Here is a 23,529-nt window from a genome sequence, read left to right as displayed (position 1 = left end):
GTGGGTATAGTCTCTAAATTACTTAAAAAATAAGTTTGGGAATTGTTTTTGCGGATCTCTTTTCAGCAACCGAATATAAAAAGAAGACCTTAAAAAAGAAATTCCGTAGCCAAAGAATTGAACAAAAAGAGCGATAACCGCTAATAACCCGATCCGTACACTCTTATTCTTAATGGCAGCATCGAAAAATAATAAAAGTACGTAACCCGCTAAAGGGATCAAAAACTTCCAGTCCAAAAAAAGTGCGCTTATCAAAGACGCGATCACAAAAGCAATAAACAAAGAAGGCAGCCAAAAGGTTACTTTGGCTGCTTTTGGATGCCATGTATTCAAAATAGGTCGCACCAGCCCGAATTTTTTGACTTGTATATAGAATTTTTTCCAAGAGATACGGCGCTTGTGATAGACATATGCATTGGGTAAAAAAGTTGTTTTAAAACCTTGCTTGCGAATACGTTGTGAAAGATCGGGATCCTCTCCCGGATGTATTTTACCAAACCCCCCTGTTTGTTCGAAAGCTTGCCTGGAGATGCCCATATTGAAACTTCTGGGTTCAAATTGTTGAACGCTTCTTTCACTGCCGCGAATGCCTCCGGTAGTTAGAAAAGAGGTCATTACATAATTGATCGCTTTTTGAAGGTTAGAAAATCCTGGGTGTGCAGCATCCGCCCCTCCATAACAATCAACATAGTGCTTCGACAAATAGGCGTCAACCGTATCGAGATAATGAGGCGGGATAAGGCAATCGGAGTCCAGTATGATAAAATAATTTCCTTTGGCCTTTTCCATTCCAAAATTTCTAGAATCGCCCGGTCCGGAATTCTCTTTGTAGTAATACGAAATTTGTAACGTCGTACTATATGCTTTACTTATTTCTTCTGAAGAAACGGTCGAACCATCTTCCACGATCACAACTTCAAAAGGGACACCAGTCACCATCTTTGAAAGGCTCTCAAGCAATTCTTGGGTTTCGTCCGGTCTGTTGTAGACAGGTATAATAAATGAATATTGACGATTCATTTACCAAAGGTACTCAAAAAAAAAAGCCACTCGCGTATAGCGAATGGCTTTTAAAACTAACTTGAAAAAAATTACTCCTTAATAATCTGATACGTTCCTATCTGTCCGTTCACGGTTGCTTTCAGGATATAGGTCCCTGTAGCAAATCCTGAAACATCCAGTTGTGAACTTGTAGCATTGATCTTCTGGTTCAACACCGTTTGACCCAGCATGTTGTATACGGCCACATGCTCGATAGTATCCAGTGCACTTATCGTCAAGATCTCATTGGCCGGGTTCGGATAGAAGCTAAAGCCTTCGATTCCATTCTCGTCCACACCTAATAAGTATCCCTGGATCAAGATATCGGACGCAGCTCCTGTGTTCAATACAAACACATAGTATGCCTGTCCGGCTACCGTATTGATCGATGCATTCACGCCCGGACCACACTGGTTGGTTCCCTGAGGTACCAAAGTAAGTTCTGCTTCGGTCGAGCTCTCATCCGGAGCTGTATAGAAAGTAACGGAACTTGCTCCTCCAGGATTCAAGATCGTACAAGACGCTCCGCCGTTTCCTTGAGAGACAAAGTTGTACCAAACTCCATTGGCTCCGTCTATGTTACAACCCGTTGGGTTGCCGGCCTCTGTCGTTGCAGCAGGCATCGCTACGTTAGGATCGGTATAAGGGAATCCTATCTCATCCACGTCAATGGAGTTGGCGATCATATCGTTTGGTGGAGGTACCGGAGTACAGTTAAGGTTCAAGGAGAAGTCGCCCTGAGCGCCTCCAAATCCGTGTACTAGGATGTAGTAGGTTGTACTACCATCACCCTGGAAGGCTACTTCCGACTGAAGACCACAGGTGTCGTCGTTGTCACCAATACAGGTCAACGTACCACAGTCTCCCGAGTACACCGTAAGTTTACTGTCATAAGCAGTGCCACCATCACAAAGTGATACCACATAGTCGGTTAGTAAGCCGCTAGTATCGGTAAAGGTATACCAAACACCGGGCGCAGTGATCGAAGTGTTACACACCGGAGCCGCAGCATCCAAGGTGGCAAAGTTGGTAGAACCTAAAATGGTCTGTCCACAGCTAATGGTTTCAGCATTCGCACATTCGTCGTTGGCAGCCACCGGGTTACAACTAACCGTCATGCTGAAAGCACCGGAATTTGTTCCAAATCCTTCCACAGCAATATAATATGTGCTTACCCCATCAGAAATAAAGGATACTTCAGACTGAAGGCCACAAGCGTCGTCGTTATTGACAACCACAGCTCCGCCACAGGCATCATACACGGTAAGCATAGAATCGTACGAAGTACCGCTACACAATGAAAGTGTCACGATCTCACCCACAACGGTCCCTGTAAACGAATACCACTCGTCCGGAGAAGCATTGAAGCCACCTTGATTGGTGTTGTCTGCTGTAGTACCTGTGATCACATCACCACAAACAACGGGAATTGCACCTGCACATTCGTCGCTGGTTGGAACTTCAACAAAGCTAATGTCCATCATAAGGTCCGGACCTGTACCTCCGGCAACACCGCATGTCGTTTGTCCGGCACCCCAAGAAGCACATGGAGTTCCAAAACCACCACCCGGGTTTTGCCATTGATAAGGGTTATCGTTGCCATCTGTAGCAGTAGACCAAAACCATTGTCCGCTTGTAGCAAAAGACATTTGTGCAACTACGCTTAACCAATAGGTTTCACCACCGGTTAAATTTGCACCACCAGTAGGTGAAAGTGTAAATGATCCTGTTCCACCCGGATCTACATCTGTTCCTAAGAACGATTCTGTATAAATGACATTTCCAGGTACCCCCGCCATATCATCGTAGATACGCATAATGATCATATTAGTAGGATCTGCCGGAATCCCGGCTCCAATACCTGTAATACTTACCTCACAAATGGCTCCGGCCATAGAAGGACCAACGGCTACAATAAAGTCATCTGCCGCCATGCTGTCAAATATATCATTGGCGGGAGAAAAATCCTGAGAGGGTGCTCCGTTTCCGGCATTTGTGCCATTAGTATAGTTGGCAATGGTTCCACCACAAGTGGGTCCGCCACCGCCGCCGCACACGAGTCCGGTTTCGGTGGTATCTGTACCTCCGGCGAGTTGACCACTAACGATCACGTTCCCATCGCAGGAAATAGTATAGTTAGGCGTGTTGTCATTGAACGTTCCCATGGATTCGATAAAGAATTCCAGAGGCTCATCTGAGGTGGTAACCATCTGCGTATCGCTATAAGGAGGTGCACCGTAAGGGCCGCCGCTTAACAGGATGTTCCCTCCATTGTTTCTCAACTCCCAGGTCACTTCATCTCCAAAGTTAGCTGTATCTTCAACCAATACGGTCCACATGCCGGAGCTTCCGCCTCCACAGACCAATCCCGGTTCTGTAGTATCGGTACCTCCTGTCAATTGTCCGGTAACGATAACGTTCCCGCCGCAAGACACCGTGTAGATTGGTGTATTGTCATTAAAGGTCCCCATGGATTCAATAAAGAACTCCAAAGGTTCGCCACTGGTAGTTACCATCTGGGTATCGCTGTAAGGAGGTGCACCGTAAGGGCCACCACTTAATATTACATTACCTCCATTGTCGCGAAGTTCCCATGTTACTTCATCTCCAAAGTTTGCGGTATCTTCCACAGTCACGGTCCATACATCACCACCACCGCCACCGGCAGTTTCGTAGATGATATTTCCATTAAAAACGCGGGGGCCGAAAGTTGTTCCTGTAAAAGGATACGGTTTGGCCGCTCCTTCTATAAATTCCATATTTGCATCACTCGCCCAAACATTTCCTACTCCGGTTCCATTGGTATACTGAAAACCATTACCGGTGGTAGGGTTAACAGGGGTCACATAGAATGCATGGGTCTCACCTGCAAGCATGCTATACCCTAAATTCAGGTTGAGTGGTGTAGGCACACCCAATCCGTTAGAGGTAATCCCCGTTGCGGTACCAATCAAAGTCCAGGCTGCAGCATTTCCTTCGAACCCTACGTGTGTACCCACTTTTGCATACACTTCTACATCGAATACTGCGGTAGCTTGACCATGAACGTCAAACGAGGTAAGCGTCACATCGTTCAGGATGTTCAGGTCGAACATATTTCCGAAGTTTCCGTTACCGCCAGCAAAACCGGTTGATAATACTTCGGTAGGAAGCGAACTTGCTGCTCTGGTATTAGACTGATCCAGGATTGCTCTTTGACAGTACTCTCCATTATCAGTGACCACCATTTCAGTAGCAGACTGCTTATAATCTACTGCTCTTTGCGAAGTATTCGCTTGTCTGTAATCAAGTACTCTTTGAGAAGGAGTTACTTGTTTTTTCTGAAGGGGTATCGTGGTCGATAGTCCCTTTGTTTCCTTTACCGGAATTTTTTGTGCCGTCGCTGTCCCTATAAACAACAGCATACACAACAAGAATGTAATTTTCTTCATAATAATTTAAAAGATTAGTTAATATCTTATGGAAGATACATAAATAACTATTCTCTTAAACTAAAATTCGACAAGTGACATTTTTTAACGCCAATAAGCCATTCAGAAAAATAAAAATCCTTTTAAGACCAAAAAATGCCTTAAAAGGATTCACTATATATTATTAAGGATCCTATTGCTATTGGTTGTCCATAAAGGACTCCATCACTTCGTTGCTAACACCCATATTGGAGAATCCGCCGTCGTTGTATAAATTCTGAAGGGTCACTCGTTTCGTAAGATCGCTAAACATGGCCACCGTATAATTTGCACAATCTAAAGCTGTTGCGTTGCCTAAGGGCGACATTTTTTCGGCATAAGCGATAAAGCCGTCAAAACCTTTGACTCCTTGACCCGCAGTGGTAGGTGTTGGTGATTGTGAAATAGTATTCACACGTACTTTTTTATCCTTTCCGAAGAAATACCCGAAGCTTCGCGCAATAGATTCCAGATACGCTTTATTATCGGCCATATCATTATAATCGGGAAAAACACGTTGCGCCGCCATATAAGTAAGCGCTACGATACTCCCCCATTCGTTCATTGCATTCTTGTTGTACAACACATTCATGGTCTTATGAAATGAGACCGCAGAAACATCCCATCCCTTGTGGGTCCAGTCGTAGTTCTGATCGGTATAATGCTTCCCTTTACGAACATTCACAGACATTCCAATAGAGTGAAGAACAAAGTCGAGCTTTCCTCCCAGGATCTCCATGGATTTTGCAATTAAATTCTCCAGATCCTCCATATTGGTTGCATCTGCAGGGATGATCTCAGATCCCGTTTTTTCGGCCAAGGCATTGATCTGCCCCATACGCATTGCAATGGGCGCATTCGTCAATACAAACTTTCCACCTTCTTCGTGTATGCGCTCTGCTGTCTTCCATGCGATGGAATTCTCATCCAGTGCGCCAAAGATAATTCCTCGTTTTCCTTGTAGTAAATTATATGCCATTGATTAAGTTGCTTAGATTAATACTTATGGTTTGATTGTAAAGATACATTTAATTCAATAATTCTTTAGCGTGGGCAATGGCCGAATCTGTCACTTCCTTCCCGCCTATCATTTGAGCGATCTCGACAATACGCTCTTCCTCGGTCAGGGTCTTTAATCGGGTTGCCGTCACCGCACCACTGTCCTCTTTATACACTTTTACGTGGTGATCTCCCTTGGCGGCGATTTGCGGTAAATGGGTGATACTAAAAAGCTGCATGGAACGACTCATCGTGCCCATGATAGTTGCCATTTTATGAGCGATCTCACCCGAAACACCTGTGTCGATCTCATCAAAAATAATGGTTGGTAATCTTTTATAATGAGAAAGCACCGCTTTTATTGCCAACATGATCCTGCTAAGCTCCCCGCCGGAAGCTACTTTTTTAAGCGGACTAAATGCCAGCCCTTTATTTGCCGTGAACAACAATTCCAACCGGTCTGTGCCCAGCATTCTAAAGTTTTCCGAAGGAGTCAGCTCGAATTGAAAACGTGCATTTGCCAAGCCTAACTCTTTTAATATTTCTTCCAGTTGTTCCTTTAATTTGGGAATGGCTTCTTCCCGCTTTTGATGCAGACTGTTGGCTTTGTCCAGGGTTATTTTCTTTTGAGAATGCACTTGCACTTCAAGCGAAGCAATGCGTTCGTCCATAGATAAGGTCACATCGATCTTTCCTTCCAATTCTTCCTGCAACGTCAGCAATTCCTTCACACTAGACACCAAGTGTTTTTCTTGAAGCGCATATAATACTCGTAATTTTTCGCCTATTTCCAATAATTTTTCGGGGTCGGCTTCAACCTGTGATGCTTTTTCTGAAAGGGTCTCCTCTATGTCCTCCAGTTCAATAATGACACTGTTCAGCCTATTCCAGAGGGACTCATATTCCGAAGAAAACGATCGTAACTTACCTAAGGCGATGCGTGCTTCTTTAGCTGTTTCCAGAGAACCTATCTGTTCTTCAGAAAGCAACTGAAGGATCCGAGCCAAGGATTCCTGTATATCTTCGGTATTGTTAAGGGTTTCATAGGTTTCTTCCAGGTCCTGTTGATCGATCTTATCCAGACCTGCCTGCTTTAGCTCATTGTATAAAAAAGTATTGTAATCGAGGTCTCGAGTGGCATCCTCTTTTTCTTTTTTGGCTTCGGAAAGTGCTTCGGAAAGATGCTTATATGTCTCCAGATTGTGTTGGTACTCCTGAAGCAACGAGGCATTACCAGCCAGTGCATCGATCACTTCCAACTGAAAGGTTTCTGAAGATAAAGTTAACGTCTCATGCTGACTATGGATATCGACCAAATGCGGACCCAGCTCCTGAAGCTGCGTCAAAGCAACGGGCGTATCGTTTACAAAAGCACGGGATTTACCTCCCGGTAGAATTTCGCGGCGTACGATGGTGCGGGGCTCGTAATCAAGATCATTTTCATCGAATACAGTTTGTAACTTATATGCTCCAATACTGAATTCGGCTTCAATCACGCATTTCTGGGTCGCATCCTTCACACTACTACTGTCGGCCCGTTTCCCAAGGACCAAGGCCAAAGCACCCAGTAAGATGGACTTCCCCGCTCCGGTCTCACCGGTAATAATGGTTAATCCGCTGTGGAAGTCCACGCGAATATCGTCGATGAGTGCGTAATTTTTTATGGCAAGGGTTGTAAGCACGGGTACAATTTAATACAGCAACGGTAAGTTGCTTAGATAGCTTCTAAAATAGAAGAGTTTTGTTACTCCTGCAAGAAAATCGAGGCGTTGTTTAAAACTTAATTTCAGCCCAGTTGGTGCGCTTGGTAGGTGCCATCCTATTGAGGTTCTCAACGAGGGAAACGATCTCTACCTGAGGTCCGCCGCTAAAGATCGCCTGGATCTCATCGCTCTTGGCATCAAAGAATGTGCGTAATAAGAAAGAGTTTGGGCGTCTGTCATTAATACTCTTAAGTTTCTCGATAGCCTTTACAATCTCGACTTTGGCTTCTTTGGGATTCTCATGCATCTTGTCGATCCCCAAACGGTGGTAATCGTACATTGCATCGTGGAATTCTTTGTAAACGTTAGACAACAATGCATCGTTGTAGCGGTAGCGCGATTGCACCCCGTCTGTAGCACGCCATCCCGAAAAGTTACTGGATGCTGCCGTATTGATGATCTGTTTTGCTACTTCAAAATATTCCTGACCGCCGTTCAACTCGAAGGTATCTGCATCCAATCCAATGATGGTGTATACGTGATATGCGATCACCGATATAAGATTACTATCGAAGCTGTTGATGTTAAAATTTAACGGCTGGAATTCAATATATCTAAAATTGAACTGCTTATCGTTATAATTATAAACAGGACTGTCGTAGGTAGAACCATATGCGGGACGCGAGGATTGGATTTGTAAAGTAGCCCCAAAGGAATCTCCGGTATATTCAGTAATGATAATGGTCATGTTACAATCAATACGCTCTTGATTGTTGTATGCCTTATCTGTCCATTTGCTGTTGTTGATAAATTCTGTTACCTGTTGTTCCAAAGTTCTAAACACCTGCTGATTGGGTTGTCCGGACTGCTCGGCGTCTACGGTTACGGTACAGTTCAATTCTTGGGCTTGAACGATCAAGCTGCTACACACTAAGGAACATAAAAATAATAATCTACGCATGGAGTTGTTCTATAATATATTGTAAAATATCGTTTGCGACTTCTGTCTTGGGTTTAACTGAAAAAGGAAGGACTTTATTGTCTTTTGATACCAAAGTTACTTTGTTGGTATCTTTACTAAATCCGGCTCCTTCATCATTCAGCGAATTTAACACAATTAAATCTAAATTCTTTTTTTTGAGTTTCGTTTTTGCATTCTCCAGTTCATTCTCGGTCTCCAATGCAAAGCCTACCAAAAATTGCCGCTTCTTTCGTGCGCCCAAAGATGCGAGGATATCATCTGTTTTTTCCAAGGAAAGTGTAAGTGGCCCCGCTGCTTTTTTGATCTTTTGTGTAGACACTTGTTTTGGGCGGTAGTCGGCTACAGCCGCACTTAAGATCGCAATATCGCAAGAATCGAAGTGGGAATGAGTCTCATTGTACATTTCTTCGGCGCTGGTGACTTTTACGAGGGTAAGCCTTTTTTCATTTACAGAAAGCGAAGAGGGTCCTGAAATAAGGATCACCTCAGCCCCGAGTTTTACTGCGGCTTCGGCAATGGCATAGCCCATTTTTCCGCTGGAATGGTTTCCTATAAAACGTACCGGATCTATGGCTTCATACGTAGGACCGGCCGTGATAACTACTTTTTTTCCTCGTAGCGGAAGTGTTCTTTTAATGGCATCTTCCAGAAAAGCGATAATGGTTTCGGGTTCTGCCATGCGCCCCTCCCCTACCAGACCACTGGCAAGCTCACCATGTTCGGCCGGAATACGAATGTTTCCAAAGGAATCCAGCGTCTCAAAGGTTTGTTTGGTCGACGGATGTTTGTACATATCCAGATCCATAGCCGGGGCATAATAGACAGGACATTTTGCCGAAAGATAGCAGGCAAGTAATAAATTATCGCTGGTGCCATGGGCCATCTTCGAAAGGGTGTTTGCAGTGGCAGGGGCGATCACAAATAGATCTGCCCAAAGGGCTAACTCAACGTGGTTATTCCATTGGGCATTTTCATCCTCATCATTCGTAAATGAAGAAAAGACCTCGTTCTTAGAAAGTGTGGAAAGTGTAAGCGGTGTCACGAACTCCTTGGCAGAAGGTGTCATCACAACTTTTACCTGTGCTCCTGCCTTTACAAGCAGCCGAACCAGAAAGGCCGATTTATAAGCGGCTATACCGGCTGTGACGCCTAAAAGTATATTTTTACCGCTTAGCACAGACATGATCTTATTTTTCTAAGGCTTCGTCCTTCGTGTTACGGTAGTAGATTTTATTCTCCAACCATTCCTGAACTGCCAAAGCGTGTGGCTTAGGTAGTTTTTCGTAGAATTTTGACACTTCTATCTGCTCTTTGTTCTCGAAGATCTCTTCCAAACTATCGTTGTAGGTAGCAAACTCATCTAGTTTTTCCAACAACTCCTTTTTAATATCCCCGTTGATCTGCACAGCTCTTTTGGAAATAATAGAGATGGCTTCGTAGATATTGCCGGTGGGAGCATCTACCATGTTCTTATCAATGGTGGTGGTATTGATAGGTGCTTCAGAATTTTTAATATCGCTCATAATCCTAATTTATACTTGTTGTTGCTGTTTCTGACTCCAAACGTTTGTTGATATCGTTCAAGATTTCATCCGCGTCGGCCTTCAGGTCACTATCGCTATAATATTTAATAAAACTGTTGTAATAACTCTTCGCTGTTACCAATCGTTCGTTCACCAAAGCAGGAATACTGTTGATGGCTAACTTATACGCCGCTTCAAATCTGCCAAAAAAGGCGTCTTTACGGTAGGTCGAGCCCGGATTGTCTGTAATAAAGTTATCGAACGCACTAATGGCAGCCTTATAGTCGGATACCCGCAAGTACTGCGCAGCTACTTCGAACTCTTTCTTCTCCTTCTTTTGTCTCAATTCTGAAACCAGGGAATTCACCTCGGTGCGTTTTTCACTATTTGGATACTTGTTCACAAATTCCTGAAGACGCTCCAGCGCTTTATCGGTATCTGTTTGGTCCAAAGAATAGCGCGGTGAGAGCTCGTAATAACTTCTGGCCGAAAGATAGGCGGCAGTTTCTACACTGTCACTCTTTGGATAAGAGGTCTCAAAACGCTCAAACTGATATCCGGCCAAATAAAAATCCTCAAGATTGTAAAAGGTATTGGCATACATGAACATCAATTTCTCTGCCTGTGGCTTTCCACGATATGCCGGAACGATCTGCTCCATAAGCTGCAATGCTTTTTTATATTTTCCCTGTTGGTACAGCGAATCTGCCATTGCGTACTTAGGTGCTATCTCGTCCGCTCGTAATACCTTTTGGTATTCGCTACACGAAACAAAAAACAACGCCATTACCAAAATTAAAAGACTCGCTTTCATATATTTAAAAAACATCGTGCAAAAGTAGTGAATTATACGTGATTATAAAAACTTATTATGCGACTAAAATAGCGCAATGAACCCCTGCAATTACTGGGGTTTTCAATTATGTAACGTTCTTATCCCTTTTTCAGTATTAAAAAGAGGCAACAAATGAATCAATTTTTGCTTTCAAGTTCTCGCTTACGCCAACCAACGGCAAACGAACCGTAGGTCCGCAGATCCCCAAAGCATTGAAAACGGCCTTTACACCCGCCGGATTTCCTTCAGCGAAAATGTAATCGATAGCCGGTGCGATCTTATAGTGGATCTTATAAGCTTCTACTGCTTTTTTATCCAACCCCAAGCGTACCATCTGTGAAAATTCCTTCGGAAAGACTTCTCCAATCACCGAAATAACCCCGGCTCCTCCCGCCAATACCATAGGTAACGTGACCATGTCGTCTCCCGAAATCACCAGGAAGTCCTTAGGACAGCCGGAGATTAATCGCATGGCCTGAACGATATCTCCCGCTGCTTCTTTGATGGCAACGATACTCTCGAAATCATTGGCCAACCGAATCACCGTCTCCGGCAGCATATTGGAAGCCGTACGTCCCGGCACATTGTAAAGAATAATGGGCTTGGGTGCCATTTGAGCGATGGCCGCAAAATGCTGGTAAATACCTTCTTGTGTAGGTTTGTTATACATTGGGGATACCGAAAGAACGGCTGCGAAATGCGTTAGATCCCTTTCTTGCATTTCATTGATCACAGCACGCGTATCATTCCCACCAATTCCCAACACCAAGGGTATTCTGCTGTTGTTTGCAGCTATAATTGTATCGATGACCAGCTGTTTTTCGCTTTTACTTAAGGTCACACTTTCGGCCGTGGTTCCTAACACCACTAAATAATCAATCCCATTCTCTATGTTGAAGTTCACCACACGGGTAAGTGCTTCGGTATCGACTTTATAATCTTCAGTAAAGGGAGTAATGAGTGCAACTCCGGTTCCAATAAGTTCTTTCATGATTTTTTTCGGTTTAGGCTACCTTTCCTCCGGCGCCGGCGCTTTCGGTTGATTAGCTAATTTTGTTCAATATCTTTAAATACTTTTTTAGTTCGTCTCTAAAAGCATTCACTTCTTCCGGCGGAATGGCAATTATTAGATCGTACAATCGGGGATCGGCATTGACGACACCCACTTTAAATTTGGCTTTGCTTGCGGAGACCATAAGGTCCAGAAATTCATTCGGACCTTTATAATACCCTATGAGCACATCGAAAGGTATGTCTAAGAATTCTTGCGCATTCTGGTTATGTAATTCCCCTTTCCATGTAAAATCTTTATTGTACACCTGATTGTTTCTCAAGGAAGGTAATTTTCGCTTCGACTCCAAGAAGGAAAACACTTTTACATCTTTTCTCTGAATACCCAGCACTGAAGCAAAATCGTAGAGTACATCAAACTCCTGAAACTCGCTCTCATCCACTAAAAATCCTAAGCGTGTCAACGGCGCATTAACCTGTGAAAGGTCCCGTTCTTTCAGGTTTTTCTCTGTAAGCTTTTGTAAGGATCTTTGTTTTAATTTTTTCAACATGGCAGTTCCAAAGAAGTGGAGCAAAAATACGATTTTCGCATCGCTTTACGAAGAATCAATCGATCATTTCCAAAAATTCGTCTTCAGAAATAATTGGCACTCCCAGATCGTCTGCCTTGGTCTTTTTACTAGGACCCATATTCTCTCCGGCAACCACATAATTGGTCTTTCCGGAGATAGAACCCGACACTTTCCCCCCGTTGTCCTCGATCAATTTTTTTAGTTCGTTTCGAGATACTTTCAAAAACACTCCCGACACGACAAAAGTGTTACCTGCCAATTTATCGGTTTGATTTGCCAGCTTCTCCGCCGAGATCTCCAGTTGCACGCCGTGCTGCTTCAGCCGTTCGATGATCTTTTTATTTTTTTCTTCGGAAAAGAACGCAACAACACTTTCGGCAATCCGATCGCCAATTTCATCTACCGTGATCAATTCTTCCACCGAAGCATTCGCCAAGGCATCAACCGTCTTGTAATGTTTGGCTAATTTCTTTGCTACGGTCTCCCCAACGTACCTAATTCCAAGTGCAAACAGCACGCGTTCAAAAGGGATCTTTTTCGACGCTTCGATCCCGGCAATAAGGTTATCGGCACTTTTCTCTGCCATACGATCCAGAGGGATCACTTGTTCTTTTGACAATTCATAGAGATCTGCATAATTCGAGATCAGATTGTTATTCACCAGAAGCGCTACGGTCTCTCCTCCCAGCCCTTCAATGTCCATGGCCTTACGGGAGATATAATGCTGAATACGTCCAATGATTTGAGGAGGGCACCCTTCAGAATTAGGGCAATAATGCTGTGCTTCACCTTCTTTTCGCACCAATTCTGTATGGCATTCGGGGCAATGAGCGATGTATTTTGTAGGGCTCGAATCCCTTTCTCTCTGCGGAAGATCGACCGCAATGATCTTGGGGATGATCTCTCCTCCTTTTTCCACAAAGACCGTGTCCCCTACCCGAATATCCAATTTGGCGATCTGGTCGGCATTGTGTAAGGATGCCCGTTTCACGATAGTACCAGCCAGTTCCACAGGTTCCAGATTCGCTACCGGGGTAATGGCTCCGGTACGTCCCACCTGATATGTGATCTCGTTAAGCACGGTCGAGACCTGCTCTGCCTTGAACTTATAAGCAATGGCCCAGCGTGGTGCTTTAGCCGTATAACCCAGTTCTTCTTGTTGTTGCAGGTCGTTGACCTTTACTACCACGCCATCGGTTTCGTAAGGCAATTGATGTCTTTGTGTGTCCCAATAAGCTATATATTCCAGAACCTCATCCATAGAATGCGCCAGTTTTGCCTCCGGAGGGACCTTAAACCCCCAATCCCTTGCTTTTTGAAGGCCTTCAAACTGTGTCTTAATATCAAGTCGCTCACCTTTTATACTGTAAAGCAAGCATTCCAACGGACGCTTGGCAACTTCACTACTATCCTGTAGTTTTAAACTTCCGGAGGCTGTATTTCGAGGGTTCCGGTACGGCTCTTCTCCAATCGCAATTCGTTCGGCGTTCATCCTCTCAAATCCCGCAAAGGGCAATACGATCTCTCCCCGTATTTCGAAGAACGGCGGATAGCCACCTTTAAGTTGTAATGGCACCGACTTAATCGTCTTGACATTGGTGGTGACGTCATCCCCTTGAAATCCATCACCACGTGTGACTGCCCGTTGCAGTTTTCCATCTTTATACGTGAGACTCATGGATGCGCCGTCGTATTTTAACTCACATGTATAGGTAACGGCATCGTCAATTTGTTTCAGGATGCGTTTCTCCCAGTCCTGCAGATCTTCCTTAGAATACGAATTGTCTAACGAGTACATCCTATAGGTATGCGCCACTGTTTCGAAATTCTTTGTCACTTCTCCCCCTACGCGTAAGGTTGGTGAATTGGGGTCATGGTACTCCGGATGCTCGGCCTCCAGATGCTGCAAGGTTTTCAGCTTTTGATCGAACTCAAAATCGGAAATCGTTGGATTATCCAGTACGTAATAGTTGTAATTATGCTCCCGGAGTTCGTTGCGAAGCTGGATGATCTGCTGTTCGATGTTCATGTAACAAATATAAAATTCCTTCAGAAAAATTAAAGGGGTTGAACACACAGTTTATAAACAAAACTACGTAGCACTTAGGTGCGCTCTTCGGTAAGCCAATGTGGAATGGGGGGTGCTTTAAATTGGGACATTTTTTCCAGCAAACCATCTATGGTCGTACCGACTAAAAGCAATTCGTAATTTTCCATAGAAACAAATCCCTTGCGCACCATGGTTTCCAATAATTGCAGAAGATCATTATAAAAACCATTAATGTTAAGAAGTCCAATGGGCTTGGTATGTAAGCCGAGTTGAAGCCAGGTAAGGATCTCGAACAGTTCCTCCAAAGTACCAATACCGCCGGGCATTGCAATAAAACCATCACTTAATTCATGCATTCTAAGCTTGCGTTCGTGCATATTATCGGTTGTGATCAATTGTGTAAGTCCCAAGTGCACGACCTCTTTCTTTTTAAGGAAGCCCGGGATCACTCCCGTAACCTTTCCGCCTGCATCCAAAGTCGCTTTTGCGATAATGCCCATAACTCCAATCTTGGCAGCACCATACACAAGGGTGATTTCACGCTTTGCAAACGTTTCGCCCAAACGCACCGCAGCATCGATAATGGCCTGATCATTTCCTTCACTGCTTCCGCAGAAAACACATATTTTTTCAATTGCCGGCATGAAGCGTTGCTTTTATCATTCGGTCTTTCCCGAACATGTCCTGTTCAATTACAACATGATCAAATCCTTCATTTTGAAGCATCTGTGTCATTTCGTTACTAAGATACTCATTAATCTCGAAGTAAAGAACTCCTTGATCGCGTAATCCTCTCTTTGCCAGTTGGGCGATTTTTCGGTAGAACCGTAAGGGATCATCGTTGGGAACAAAAAGGGCCCCTTCCGGTTCGTATCGCAACACATTGGCTTGCATTTGCTCCTTTTCCTGTTCCCGTACGTATGGCGGATTTGAAATAATGAGATCGTACTGTTGGGGAAGATTGTCCATAGCGAAGATGTCTTGATGCTGAAGGTTCACGGAAACGTCCTGCCGTGCTACATTTTGTGCCGCGATCTTCAAGGCTTCTTCGGAAATATCCATTGCGTCGACCTTTGCTTGCGGAAGGTGTTTTGCCAGTGCAATAGCAATACAGCCCGAGCCCGTTCCCAGATCTAGAACTGAAACCTTCTCCTCTGTAAAATCTTTTTTGTGATCAAGGATCCATGCCACGAGTTCTTCGGTCTCAGGACGCGGAATCAATGTATGGGAATTCACTAGAAAGGACATTCCGAAGAATTCGGTCTTTCCAAGGATGTATTGAATGGGTTCCTGTTCTTTAAGCCGACGCACCGCAGCTTGAAATTGGCTCTGATCGAGAGTCGAAACCGAAATGGCAGGCTCTAAAGCAATTTCCAATCGCGTCTTCTTCAGGATTTCTTCAGAAAGCATTGAAAAGAACGATTGAACTTCTTCTGTAGGATAACTTGGCTGCAGTTCAGAAAAAAAGAGTTGTTTAAGTTCAGTAATCGTCACATTAAAGATCTTTTATCATGTGTACCGGACACGAATAATGACCGGTGTCCCCCATAGGTCCGTCGATATATCTAAAGCCTACACGTTCGTATAACTTTTGGGCAGCGGTCATGTACGGCATGGTTTCCAGATAACATTGCTCAAACCCGAAGGTTCGCGCCTTGGTGAGACATAGCTTGATCATTGCATCTCCAACGCCGCGCCCCCGCGCTTCCGGCAGGAAGTACATTTTTTGAAGCTCACACACATTGCCGTCATAATTATCTAATGGCGCCACCCCGGCCCCTCCAATGAGTTTTCCGTTCTCCTCTACTACAAAATACGCCATTCGCTCGTTCTGATAGGTTTCAAACATCGCATCCAATGCTTTATCGGCGTAGGCAGTTCCAACCTTTGGGACGCCTAAATCCTCTAACACACTGCGTATCAGGTTCGCAATATGAGGATTATCTTTTTTTTCGATAGGCCGAATGACAGGTGTACTCATCTAACTTATTCCTTGTATTTTTACGTTTTGGAAGGAACATTGAGTGTTCTTCCTTCAGGGTGGTAAAAATAGGATTTAAATTTGAATACGCGTTCCAAATACACAGGATCGAAAACCTTTAACACCCTCTTTTAACCACCAAAGAATCGCATGCCTTTGAGCAAACATGAGACCTATATGATGCGTTGTGTACAACTGGCCCGAAACGGGCTGGGCACCAGCTATCCCAATCCGCTGGTGGGCAGTGTGATAGTGCACAACGATCGCATCATTGGAGAAGGATGGCACTACAAATCGGGAATGGCTCACGCCGAAGTGAATGCCATTGAAAGTGTTAGAGAAAAACACTTTGTAAAAGAAGCCACGCTTTATGTTTCTTTAGAACCTTGCAGTCATTACGGAAAAACCCCTCCCTGTGCCAATCTTATAATCGACAGCGGAATTAAAAAAGTTGTTGTGGGAATCCTTGATCCCAATCCGCTGGTAGCCGGACGCGGAATACAAAAACTGATGGAAGCCGGCTGCGATGTTCTGGTTGGTGTTGCTTCGGAAGCATGTGAGGAATTGAATAAACGGTTTTTTACATATCATACCAAGAAGCGTCCTTATATCTTTTTAAAATGGGCCCAGACAGAAGACAGATATGTAGCACCTTCCAAAGAATTAAGGACCTCAAAAGCGCCTTACTGGATCACCGGAAAAGCTGCTCGCCAATGGTCACATAAGTTACGGGCAGAAGAACAATCCATATTAGTGGGAACCCAAACAGTACTTGATGATGATCCCGGTTTAACGACCCGTGACTGGTCGGGTCCCTCGCCACTACGGATAGTGATCGACCGGAATTTGATCATTCCCGAAACAGCAACTGTTTTTAAGGGAGATGCCGAAACCTTAATCATCACAGAAAAGGAAAAAGAGGATACCACCACGGTGCAATATGCGACGATCTCATTTTCAGAAAACCTTCCGAAGCAGATCTGTGAGATCTTGCACGCTCGCAGGGTGCAATCTGTAATTGTAGAAGGAGGGGCGAGAACGCTTGAGTCTTTTATAGCGTTGGATTTATGGGATGAGGCCTATATTTTTACGGGCAGCGGACGTTTTACATCGGGTATTTTGGCCCCGATACTTTCAGGCAGATTGCTTTCAGAAAAAAAAATAAAAGAAGATCTACTTCATCATTATAAAAACCCCAACACTTGATCTATCTACTCCTTAGTATAGCAGCCTCTGTAGTGATCTTTATCGTCTTCAAACTTTTTAGTCGGTATAAGGTACATACGTTCCAAGCGATCGTCGTAAACTATATTATTGCTTGCAGTTGCGGTCTTATTGCCTATGAAGGGCCGGTTCTTATAAGTGTGATCGTGGATTATGGTTGGTTCTATTACACCTTGGCACTGGGCGCTCTGTTCATTACCGTTTTTAACCTTATGGCCTTAACGACACAGCGCAGCGGACTATCGGTCGTTTCAGTAGCCACAAAGATGAGTGTAGTAGTCCCAATAGTTTTTGGTCTGGTCTACTATAAGGAGTCCTTAGGCTTGTTAAAGGTCGTAGGTATCATCATGGCGCTGGCGGCAGTGTATCTTGCTTCCATTAAAAAAAGGGAAGGACTTACCATAAAGACCAAGAATCTTATCTTTCCCCTTCTGGTATTTGCAGGGAGCGGCGTGATCGACACTAGTATAAAGTATCTTGAGGGTAATTTCGTTGCAGCAAATGATGTCCCGTTGTTTTCGGCAACTATCTTTGCCAGTGCTGCCGTCATAGGCATTATAAGCATGGTGGTTCTAGCAGCTCGCGGCAAGATAACCCTTCAGTTAAAGAACATACTTGGCGGCATCGCATTAGGAATACCCAATTATTTCTCAATTTACTTTCTAGTAAAAGCCCTTAGAAGTGGGCTATTGGACAGCTCGGGAATTTTCACGGTAAATAATGTGGCCATTGTCATGGTATCCACTCTGGTAGGAATCCTGCTGTTCAAGGAGCGGCTACTGCCAAAGAACTGGTTGGGTATAGCCCTGGCTGTACTAAGCATCTTTTTAGTCACAATATCGGGTATGTAATGGATTTTTCAGAAAAGGATACCTATAGAACCATCAGCAAGCCCTCGAAGGAGATTATATATAAAGATCGGGGGAGTAAATTCTACGGGTACGCCTTCCCTGTGAAGGACGAAGAGGCCGTAAAAACGTATCTTGAAACCCTTAAAAAGCAACACCATAATGCACGTCACTGGTGTTATGCCTGGCAGTTGGGGGCAGATTACTCCAGCTACAGAGCCAATGACGATGGAGAGCCCTCGAACAGCGCCGGTATGCCTATATACGGTCAGATCCAATCTTTTGAGGTCACGAACATAGTAGTCGTTGTCGTACGCTATTTTGGCGGCACCAAGCTAGGGGTGGGAGGCTTGATACAAGCCTATAAAACTGCTGCTCAGCATGCTTTGGAGGCCTCTAAGATCGTGACCCGAACCATTGATGTATCTTTTTTCCTCACTTTCGAATATGCTGAGATGAATACAGTCATGCGTCTTATAAAGGAAGAGAATATCAAGATCGTGAAGCAGGACATGGAACTAAAATGTGTCTTTAAGATTGCCGTACGCAAAAAAGAAGCCAACAGGGTTTTCGAACTTTTTAATAATACGTATAAGGTAGAAATCAAGCAACTGGAAAATAGTTGAGCTAATCTTGTAATTTCTTCAACAAATAATCGGGTGCCTTTTGTATTTTTTTGGTGGTACTGTTCACGAAGACAAGGGAGGTCGTTGCAGTGATCAAAAGGACCCCTTCGGCATTGTGAATTTCGTAATAAAATTCAATTTTGAAAGTAGGAATTTTCTTTAATGTCGTTGTAACCAACAAAACATCGTCATAATGCGCAGGAGCCTTATAGTCAATCGTTAAACTAATGACCGGCAGATGGACATTATTAGCTTCCATCCATTTGTAAGAAAAGCCTAAATCCCTTAGCCATTCGGTTCTTCCCTGTTCCAAATATTGTGCGTAATTCCCATAGTAGACCACACCCATTTGGTCGGTTTCTCCGTAACGCACCCGTAATTTTGTAAGATTTTTTTTCACTGCATTTGGCTTAAAAGGGGAACTTTTTTCGTAGATTTGAATGAAGTACAGTATGAGAAAAAAAAACAACAAATTCAATACGCTTTCGGTTTTTTTTTTCAATAATTTGTTCACATATTTGCAGTGTTAAGAAAATGTTACAGAAAACACTTTTTCTACATTTTTCACGGCATCATTTAACTAACTAAAACTTCACCATAAACTATGAGCAAAACTGCGGAATCGGTTTGGAAAAATTGTTTGTCCTTTATTGAAGATAATATCACTTCACAAGCATACAAAACCTGGTTCGAGCCTATCAAAGCAGTGAAGCTTACAGACAACGCCCTTAGTATACAGGTTCCCAGCAAGTTTTTTTATGAATGGCTGGAAGAACACTACGTAAAGTTGTTGAAGGTAGCATTAACAAAAGAATTGGGTGCCACAGCCAAGTTGGTCTACGTGATCAAAATGGAGAACACTTATGGCAACAAGCAACCTTTCACCGAAAAGATCCCCAGTTCCAACAGGAGTAATTCGCAAGCTTCTCAAGAAGTTGACGTTCCATTAAAGAATAAAAGTCCTGAGCTTAAAAATCCTTTCGTGATCCCCGGGATCCGGAATGTGAAGATAGAATCTCAACTAAATCCCAATTATAATTTCGACAACTTTCTTGAAGGAGAGTCCAATAGATTAGCACGCTCTGCGGGGATGGCTGTAGCCAACAAACCCGGAGGCACGTCTTTTAATCCGTTACTTATCTTTGGAGGTGTAGGACTGGGCAAAACCCATTTGGGTCATGCCATAGGCGTGGAGATCAAGGACAAATATCCCGAAAAGACCGTTTTATATATTTCTGCTGAAAAATTCACACAGCAATACATAGAATCTGTAAAGAAGAACAACCGTAACGATTTTATACATTTCTATCAAATCATCGATGTGTTGATCGTAGACGACATCCAACTGTTATCGGGTAAGGCCGGAACACAAGATGTTTTCTTTCATATTTTTAATCACTTGCATCAAAACGGAAAACAGGTGATCTTGACCAGTGACAAGGCACCCGTTGATATGATCGATATTGAGCAACGTTTGTTATCTCGGTTTAAATGGGGTCTTTCGGCAGAATTGAACCACCCCGATTACGATACGCGTGTAGCTATTATAAAAAACAAATTGTATCGTGATGGTGTGGAAATGCCCGAAGATATTGTGGAATTCCTTGCAAACAATATCAAGACCAATATTCGCGAACTGGAAGGAGCTATTATCTCATTGATCGCTCATTCCTCATTCAATAAGCGAGAGATCACTATCGATCTTGCCAAGAAGATCGTTGATAACTACGTAAAGCATACCAAACGCGAGGTATCCATTGATTACATCCAGAAAGTGGTGAGCGAGTATTTTCAAATGGACGTGGATACACTGCAATCAAAAACACGAAAAAGACATATAGTGCAGGCACGACAGCTGGCTATGTTCTTCGCAAAGAAATTCACCAAAGCTTCATTGGCTTCCATTGGCTCCCAGATCGGTCAGCGTGATCACGCTACCGTGCTACACGCCTGTAAGACGGTAGATAATTTGTCGAGCACCGATAAGCAATTCAGAAAATACGTAGAAGACCTTAATAAGAAACTCACCTTGTAATGGACGATCCCCGGAATTTCGGGGGTTTTTACTTTTCCGCATTATGCAAACAAAAATACTCATGGTCTGTTTGGGCAATATTTGCCGCTCTCCCCTGGCTGAAGGTATTCTAAAATCTAAAGTCGATACGGCAAAAATACACGTGGCATCGGCGGGCACCGGTGGCTGGCACGTAGGGGAACTCCCGGATCCTCGAAGTATAGAAGTTGCTCGTAAAAATGGTTTGGACATCACCGACCAACGGGGACGGAAATTTTCTGCATACGACTTTGAAACCTACGACTATATCTTTGTGATGGACACCTCCAACTATCGTGATGTCATTGCTCTTGCACAAAGTGAATCTGAAAAACGAAAAGTACAGCTCATTCTAGATGAACTTTTTCCGGGTGAGAATGTAGATGTTCCCGATCCTTACTACGGGGGCGATCAAGGATTTGATCATGTTTATAAGATGCTGGACGAGGCATGTGAGAAGATCGCGAAACGCATTTAACTTTTATTATAACAGGGTTTTACTTACTTTAGTAGGAAATCAAATTAGCACGCTATGAAAACATTATTCCTCAATGCATTGGGCTTTTTCTTTTTTGGAATGTCGGTTGCACAGGTTAATTTCGCTCCTTTTGTTGAAAATTTAAATAGTCCTGTCGATCTGCAACATGCGGGCGATGATCGCCTATTTGTAGTAGAACAAGGCGGCGTCATTAAAATCCTAGATCTCAATGGAAATGTGAATCCCACGCCATTCCTCGATATCTCCGGTCTGGTATCCGGCGGCAGTGAACAAGGCCTCTTAGGGTTGGCTTTTCATCCTGATTATGCTAACAATGGTTTCTTCTTTGTAAATTATACAAAAATCAACGGTGACACGAGAATCGCAAGGTTTTCTGTGGATCCCGGAGATCCGGATATAGCACTTCTTGGCTCTGAACTAATGATCCTTGAATATTCGCAACCCTTCTCTAACCACAACGGAGGAGGCATCGCATTTGGTCCGGATGGTTATTTATACATCGCTTCCGGAGATGGCGGCAGTGGTGGTGACCCCGGAAACAGAGCTCAAAACACAACCATTCTGTTAGGAAAATTACTACGTATCGATGTCGACAATCCTTCAGGAGGGAATAATTATGGTATTCCGGCCGACAATCCTTTCGCCGGTAGTATTACAAACGCTCAGGAAATATGGGCGTACGGATTACGTAATCCGTGGCGCTTTTCTTTTGACAGCCTTACAGGCGATATCTGGATTGGAGACGTTGGACAAGGAGATGTGGAAGAGATCGATAAAGCAGGGCCTACCGAAGCCGGTTTAAATTACGGCTGGCGGTGTTATGAAGGCTCAGAACCGTTCAATACTTCCAATTGCCCGGATCCAAGTATGTTAACATTTCCTGTGGCCGAATATTCTTCAAGCACAGGTTCCGGAAATTGTTCGGTGACCGGTGGTTACGTGTACAGAGGAGATATCTATAATGGCAGCTACGGACTTTATCTCGCGGCGGATGTTTGCAGCGGAAGAGTATTCACGGTCGATGCCGGCAATAATCTGGTGGATCAAGGAACTTTTGGCGGTTCGTGGGTTTCGTTTGGTGTAGATTTTACAAATGAACTTTACATTGTTGATATTGCCGGGAGAATCTTAAAATTTGAAGGCACCTTGATAGGTGTGGACGAATTCGATGTGAAGACGTTCACATTGATCCCTAACCCGGCTCATACTGAAGTTCGTATTGCTTCGGAAAATGATAAGATCGCGTCCATTGTTGTGACCGATCTTAAAGGAAGTATTATATTTTCTGAAGAGAATGTAGGTGCTTCAGAAGCATCCCTTTCAGTAGAACAATACAGCAAAGGCATGTATTTGGTTCGGATCACTTCCGAAGTTGGTGCAACGAGCGTTCAGAAATTGGCGATCCAATAATAACTTTTATGGATTCCAAAAAGGGACATTTGTACCTAATACCTTGTACCTTGGGCGATACGCCTCCGTTAGAGGTACTCCCCCTATTAGTTAAAAAAGCGGTAGAACACATCGATCATTACATTGTAGAGCATGAAAAGAGCGCACGCCATTTTATAAAAAATATCGTCCCTCGCAAATCACAACCCGACCTCCATTTTCAGCACATCAACAAATTTACGCATGATACAGAGATCCCCGAAATGCTTGCTCCATGTTTTGAAGGACATGATGTGGGCGTCATTTCAGACGCCGGATGTCCCGGAATAGCAGATCCCGGTGCCCTGGTGGTGCGGCAGGCACATTTGCAAGGTATAAGGGTCGTTCCATTGGTGGGTCCTTCCTCGCTTTTACTGGCTATGATGGCCAGTGGCTTCAACGGACAGAATTTTGCATTTAACGGTTACTTGCCTATTGATAAACAAGAGCGAAAAACCGAATTGAAACGGCTGGAGCGACTTTCGGCAGAACAAAATCAATCTCAATTATTTATTGAAACCCCGTACCGGAACAATCAAATGCTTGAAAGTCTGTTGCAAATACTGCATCCGGAAACGCAGTTATGTGTAGCTTGTGATATTACGTTGCCTTCAGAATATATACATACCACCAGTGTAACCTTATGGAAAAAAATAAAGGTGGACCTTCATAAAAGACCCACCTTGTTTATTCTTCAAAAGTGAT

22 protein-coding genes are annotated in these 23,529 nt (G+C 43.8%); 7 read left to right on the top strand and 15 right to left on the bottom strand.

What is annotated here, in order from left to right:
• Nucleotides 1-18: 18 nt before the first annotated feature.
• The 14 genes from JS40_RS00275 to JS40_RS00210 all read right to left on the bottom strand — a co-directional run bounded on the left by JS40_RS00275 (nucleotide 19) and on the right by JS40_RS00210 (nucleotide 16,146).
• The gene (locus tag JS40_RS00275) at nucleotides 19-1,020 is read right to left on the bottom strand and encodes a glycosyltransferase family 2 protein (protein ID WP_034257638.1); all 1,002 of its coding nucleotides are present in this window, start codon (nucleotides 1,018-1,020) and stop codon (nucleotides 19-21) included.
• Nucleotides 1,021-1,091: 71 nt separating this feature from the next.
• Nucleotides 1,092-4,472, bottom strand: coding sequence for a T9SS type A sorting domain-containing protein (locus JS40_RS14690; RefSeq protein WP_084677404.1), 3,381 nt, complete (start codon nucleotides 4,470-4,472; stop codon nucleotides 1,092-1,094).
• A 178-nt stretch (nucleotides 4,473-4,650) separates the two neighbouring features.
• Entirely contained in the window at nucleotides 4,651-5,469 is an 819-nt protein-coding gene (locus tag JS40_RS00265; protein ID WP_034257637.1) for an enoyl-ACP reductase FabI, read from the bottom strand.
• Between the two features lie 49 nt (nucleotides 5,470-5,518).
• Nucleotides 5,519-7,171, bottom strand: coding sequence for a DNA repair protein RecN (gene recN, locus JS40_RS00260; protein ID WP_034257635.1), 1,653 nt, complete (start codon nucleotides 7,169-7,171; stop codon nucleotides 5,519-5,521).
• A 91-nt stretch (nucleotides 7,172-7,262) separates the two neighbouring features.
• Nucleotides 7,263-8,153 carry a type IX secretion system protein PorD gene (gene porD / locus JS40_RS00255; protein ID WP_034257634.1) on the bottom strand — a complete coding sequence of 297 codons (891 nt, stop codon included), beginning with the start codon at nucleotides 8,151-8,153 and terminating at the stop codon, nucleotides 7,263-7,265.
• Entirely contained in the window at nucleotides 8,146-9,357 is a 1,212-nt protein-coding gene (gene coaBC, locus JS40_RS00250; protein WP_034257633.1) for a bifunctional phosphopantothenoylcysteine decarboxylase/phosphopantothenate--cysteine ligase CoaBC, read from the bottom strand. The genes porD and coaBC overlap by 8 nt, the downstream gene beginning before the upstream one ends.
• A 4-nt stretch (nucleotides 9,358-9,361) precedes the next feature.
• Nucleotides 9,362-9,697 (bottom strand): DNA-directed RNA polymerase subunit omega, encoded by a 336-nt coding sequence (locus JS40_RS00245; RefSeq protein ID WP_034257632.1) that lies wholly within the window; start codon nucleotides 9,695-9,697, stop codon nucleotides 9,362-9,364.
• Nucleotides 9,698-9,701: 4 nt separating this feature from the next.
• Entirely contained in the window at nucleotides 9,702-10,511 is an 810-nt protein-coding gene (locus JS40_RS00240) for an outer membrane protein assembly factor BamD (RefSeq protein ID WP_034261815.1), read from the bottom strand.
• A 136-nt stretch (nucleotides 10,512-10,647) separates the two neighbouring features.
• Nucleotides 10,648-11,523, bottom strand: coding sequence for a 4-hydroxy-tetrahydrodipicolinate synthase (dapA, locus tag JS40_RS00235; RefSeq protein WP_034257631.1), 876 nt, complete (start codon nucleotides 11,521-11,523; stop codon nucleotides 10,648-10,650).
• 52 nt (nucleotides 11,524-11,575) lie between these two features.
• Complete coding sequence (locus tag JS40_RS14685; protein ID WP_152558089.1) at nucleotides 11,576-12,118, bottom strand: DUF6913 domain-containing protein; 543 nt, start codon at nucleotides 12,116-12,118, stop codon at nucleotides 11,576-11,578.
• A 31-nt stretch (nucleotides 12,119-12,149) separates the two neighbouring features.
• Nucleotides 12,150-14,144, bottom strand: coding sequence for an NAD-dependent DNA ligase LigA (gene ligA, locus JS40_RS00225; RefSeq protein ID WP_034257630.1), 1,995 nt, complete (start codon nucleotides 14,142-14,144; stop codon nucleotides 12,150-12,152).
• A gap of 74 nt (nucleotides 14,145-14,218) precedes the next feature.
• Nucleotides 14,219-14,809, bottom strand: coding sequence for an LOG family protein (locus JS40_RS00220; protein WP_034257629.1), 591 nt, complete (start codon nucleotides 14,807-14,809; stop codon nucleotides 14,219-14,221).
• Nucleotides 14,796-15,659: a peptide chain release factor N(5)-glutamine methyltransferase gene (prmC, locus tag JS40_RS00215; protein WP_051957438.1), complete on the bottom strand. Its 864-nt coding sequence runs from the start codon at nucleotides 15,657-15,659 to the stop codon at nucleotides 14,796-14,798. The genes JS40_RS00220 and prmC overlap by 14 nt, the downstream gene beginning before the upstream one ends.
• A 1-nt stretch (nucleotide 15,660) precedes the next feature.
• Nucleotides 15,661-16,146: a GNAT family N-acetyltransferase gene (locus JS40_RS00210; RefSeq protein WP_034257627.1), complete on the bottom strand. Its 486-nt coding sequence runs from the start codon at nucleotides 16,144-16,146 to the stop codon at nucleotides 15,661-15,663.
• Between the two features lie 150 nt (nucleotides 16,147-16,296).
• On the opposite strand from JS40_RS00210, the gene ribD reads away from it, so the two are divergent.
• From ribD to JS40_RS00195, 3 genes are read left to right on the top strand one after another with little or no spacing between them, the layout of a single operon-like run.
• The gene (gene ribD, locus JS40_RS00205) at nucleotides 16,297-17,352 is read left to right on the top strand and encodes a bifunctional diaminohydroxyphosphoribosylaminopyrimidine deaminase/5-amino-6-(5-phosphoribosylamino)uracil reductase RibD (protein WP_084677403.1); all 1,056 of its coding nucleotides are present in this window, start codon (nucleotides 16,297-16,299) and stop codon (nucleotides 17,350-17,352) included.
• The gene (locus tag JS40_RS00200) at nucleotides 17,349-18,221 is read left to right on the top strand and encodes a DMT family transporter (RefSeq protein WP_034257626.1); all 873 of its coding nucleotides are present in this window, start codon (nucleotides 17,349-17,351) and stop codon (nucleotides 18,219-18,221) included. The genes ribD and JS40_RS00200 overlap by 4 nt, the downstream gene beginning before the upstream one ends.
• Nucleotides 18,221-18,844, top strand: coding sequence for an IMPACT family protein (locus JS40_RS00195; RefSeq protein ID WP_034257625.1), 624 nt, complete (start codon nucleotides 18,221-18,223; stop codon nucleotides 18,842-18,844). The genes JS40_RS00200 and JS40_RS00195 overlap by 1 nt, the downstream gene beginning before the upstream one ends.
• A gap of 1 nt (nucleotide 18,845) precedes the next feature.
• On the opposite strand, the gene JS40_RS00190 is transcribed toward JS40_RS00195, so the two are convergent.
• Nucleotides 18,846-19,244 carry an acyl-CoA thioesterase gene (locus JS40_RS00190; RefSeq protein ID WP_034261806.1) on the bottom strand — a complete coding sequence of 133 codons (399 nt, stop codon included), beginning with the start codon at nucleotides 19,242-19,244 and terminating at the stop codon, nucleotides 18,846-18,848.
• 204 nt (nucleotides 19,245-19,448) lie between these two features.
• Here JS40_RS00190 and dnaA point away from each other — a divergent pair, with 204 nt between their 5' ends.
• Genes dnaA through JS40_RS00170 form a run of 4 tightly spaced genes read left to right on the top strand, consistent with a single transcriptional unit; the run spans nucleotide 19,449 to nucleotide 23,528 of the window.
• Nucleotides 19,449-20,879 carry a chromosomal replication initiator protein DnaA gene (gene dnaA / locus JS40_RS00185; protein ID WP_034257624.1) on the top strand — a complete coding sequence of 477 codons (1,431 nt, stop codon included), beginning with the start codon at nucleotides 19,449-19,451 and terminating at the stop codon, nucleotides 20,877-20,879.
• A gap of 43 nt (nucleotides 20,880-20,922) precedes the next feature.
• A complete protein-coding gene (locus JS40_RS00180) occupies nucleotides 20,923-21,375 on the top strand; it encodes a low molecular weight protein-tyrosine-phosphatase (RefSeq protein ID WP_034257623.1) in 453 nt (150 codons plus the stop codon).
• Between the two features lie 54 nt (nucleotides 21,376-21,429).
• Nucleotides 21,430-22,806 carry a PQQ-dependent sugar dehydrogenase gene (locus JS40_RS00175; RefSeq protein WP_051957437.1) on the top strand — a complete coding sequence of 459 codons (1,377 nt, stop codon included), beginning with the start codon at nucleotides 21,430-21,432 and terminating at the stop codon, nucleotides 22,804-22,806.
• An 8-nt stretch (nucleotides 22,807-22,814) separates the two neighbouring features.
• On the top strand, nucleotides 22,815-23,528 hold the full coding sequence (locus JS40_RS00170) for an SAM-dependent methyltransferase (protein ID WP_034257622.1): 714 nt from the start codon (nucleotides 22,815-22,817) through the stop codon (nucleotides 23,526-23,528).
• Nucleotide 23,529: the final 1 nt, after the last annotated feature.

The organism is Altibacter lentus, from assembly GCF_000746845.1.
Taxonomy (GTDB): domain Bacteria; phylum Bacteroidota; class Bacteroidia; order Flavobacteriales; family Flavobacteriaceae; genus Altibacter; species Altibacter lentus.
Note: the sequence above shows the minus strand (reverse complement) of the source record. Positions and strands in the feature narration are given on the sequence as shown.

What these genes read in the sequence shown, in the direction of transcription:
- ligA (WP_034257630.1), bottom strand. Translation starts at nt 14,144, where the DNA reads ATGAACATCGAACAGCAGATCATCCAGCTTCGCAACGAACTCCGGGAG.
- porD (WP_034257634.1), bottom strand. Translation starts at nt 8,153, where the DNA reads ATGCGTAGATTATTATTTTTATGTTCCTTAGTGTGTAGCAGCTTGATC.
- JS40_RS00245 (WP_034257632.1), bottom strand. Translation starts at nt 9,697, where the DNA reads ATGAGCGATATTAAAAATTCTGAAGCACCTATCAATACCACCACCATT.
- dnaA (WP_034257624.1), top strand. Translation starts at nt 19,449, where the DNA reads ATGAGCAAAACTGCGGAATCGGTTTGGAAAAATTGTTTGTCCTTTATT.
- JS40_RS00175 (WP_051957437.1), top strand. Translation starts at nt 21,430, where the DNA reads ATGAAAACATTATTCCTCAATGCATTGGGCTTTTTCTTTTTTGGAATG.
- ribD (WP_084677403.1), top strand. Translation starts at nt 16,297, where the DNA reads ATGCCTTTGAGCAAACATGAGACCTATATGATGCGTTGTGTACAACTG.
- JS40_RS00275 (WP_034257638.1), bottom strand. Translation starts at nt 1,020, where the DNA reads ATGAATCGTCAATATTCATTTATTATACCTGTCTACAACAGACCGGAC.
- JS40_RS00240 (WP_034261815.1), bottom strand. Translation starts at nt 10,511, where the DNA reads ATGAAAGCGAGTCTTTTAATTTTGGTAATGGCGTTGTTTTTTGTTTCG.
- JS40_RS00220 (WP_034257629.1), bottom strand. Translation starts at nt 14,809, where the DNA reads ATGCCGGCAATTGAAAAAATATGTGTTTTCTGCGGAAGCAGTGAAGGA.
- JS40_RS00210 (WP_034257627.1), bottom strand. Translation starts at nt 16,146, where the DNA reads ATGAGTACACCTGTCATTCGGCCTATCGAAAAAAAAGATAATCCTCAT.
- JS40_RS00170 (WP_034257622.1), top strand. Translation starts at nt 22,815, where the DNA reads ATGGATTCCAAAAAGGGACATTTGTACCTAATACCTTGTACCTTGGGC.
- JS40_RS00195 (WP_034257625.1), top strand. Translation starts at nt 18,221, where the DNA reads ATGGATTTTTCAGAAAAGGATACCTATAGAACCATCAGCAAGCCCTCG.
- dapA (WP_034257631.1), bottom strand. Translation starts at nt 11,523, where the DNA reads ATGAAAGAACTTATTGGAACCGGAGTTGCACTCATTACTCCCTTTACT.
- JS40_RS00180 (WP_034257623.1), top strand. Translation starts at nt 20,923, where the DNA reads ATGCAAACAAAAATACTCATGGTCTGTTTGGGCAATATTTGCCGCTCT.
- coaBC (WP_034257633.1), bottom strand. Translation starts at nt 9,357, where the DNA reads ATGTCTGTGCTAAGCGGTAAAAATATACTTTTAGGCGTCACAGCCGGT.
- JS40_RS00265 (WP_034257637.1), bottom strand. Translation starts at nt 5,469, where the DNA reads ATGGCATATAATTTACTACAAGGAAAACGAGGAATTATCTTTGGCGCA.
- JS40_RS14690 (WP_084677404.1), bottom strand. Translation starts at nt 4,472, where the DNA reads ATGAAGAAAATTACATTCTTGTTGTGTATGCTGTTGTTTATAGGGACA.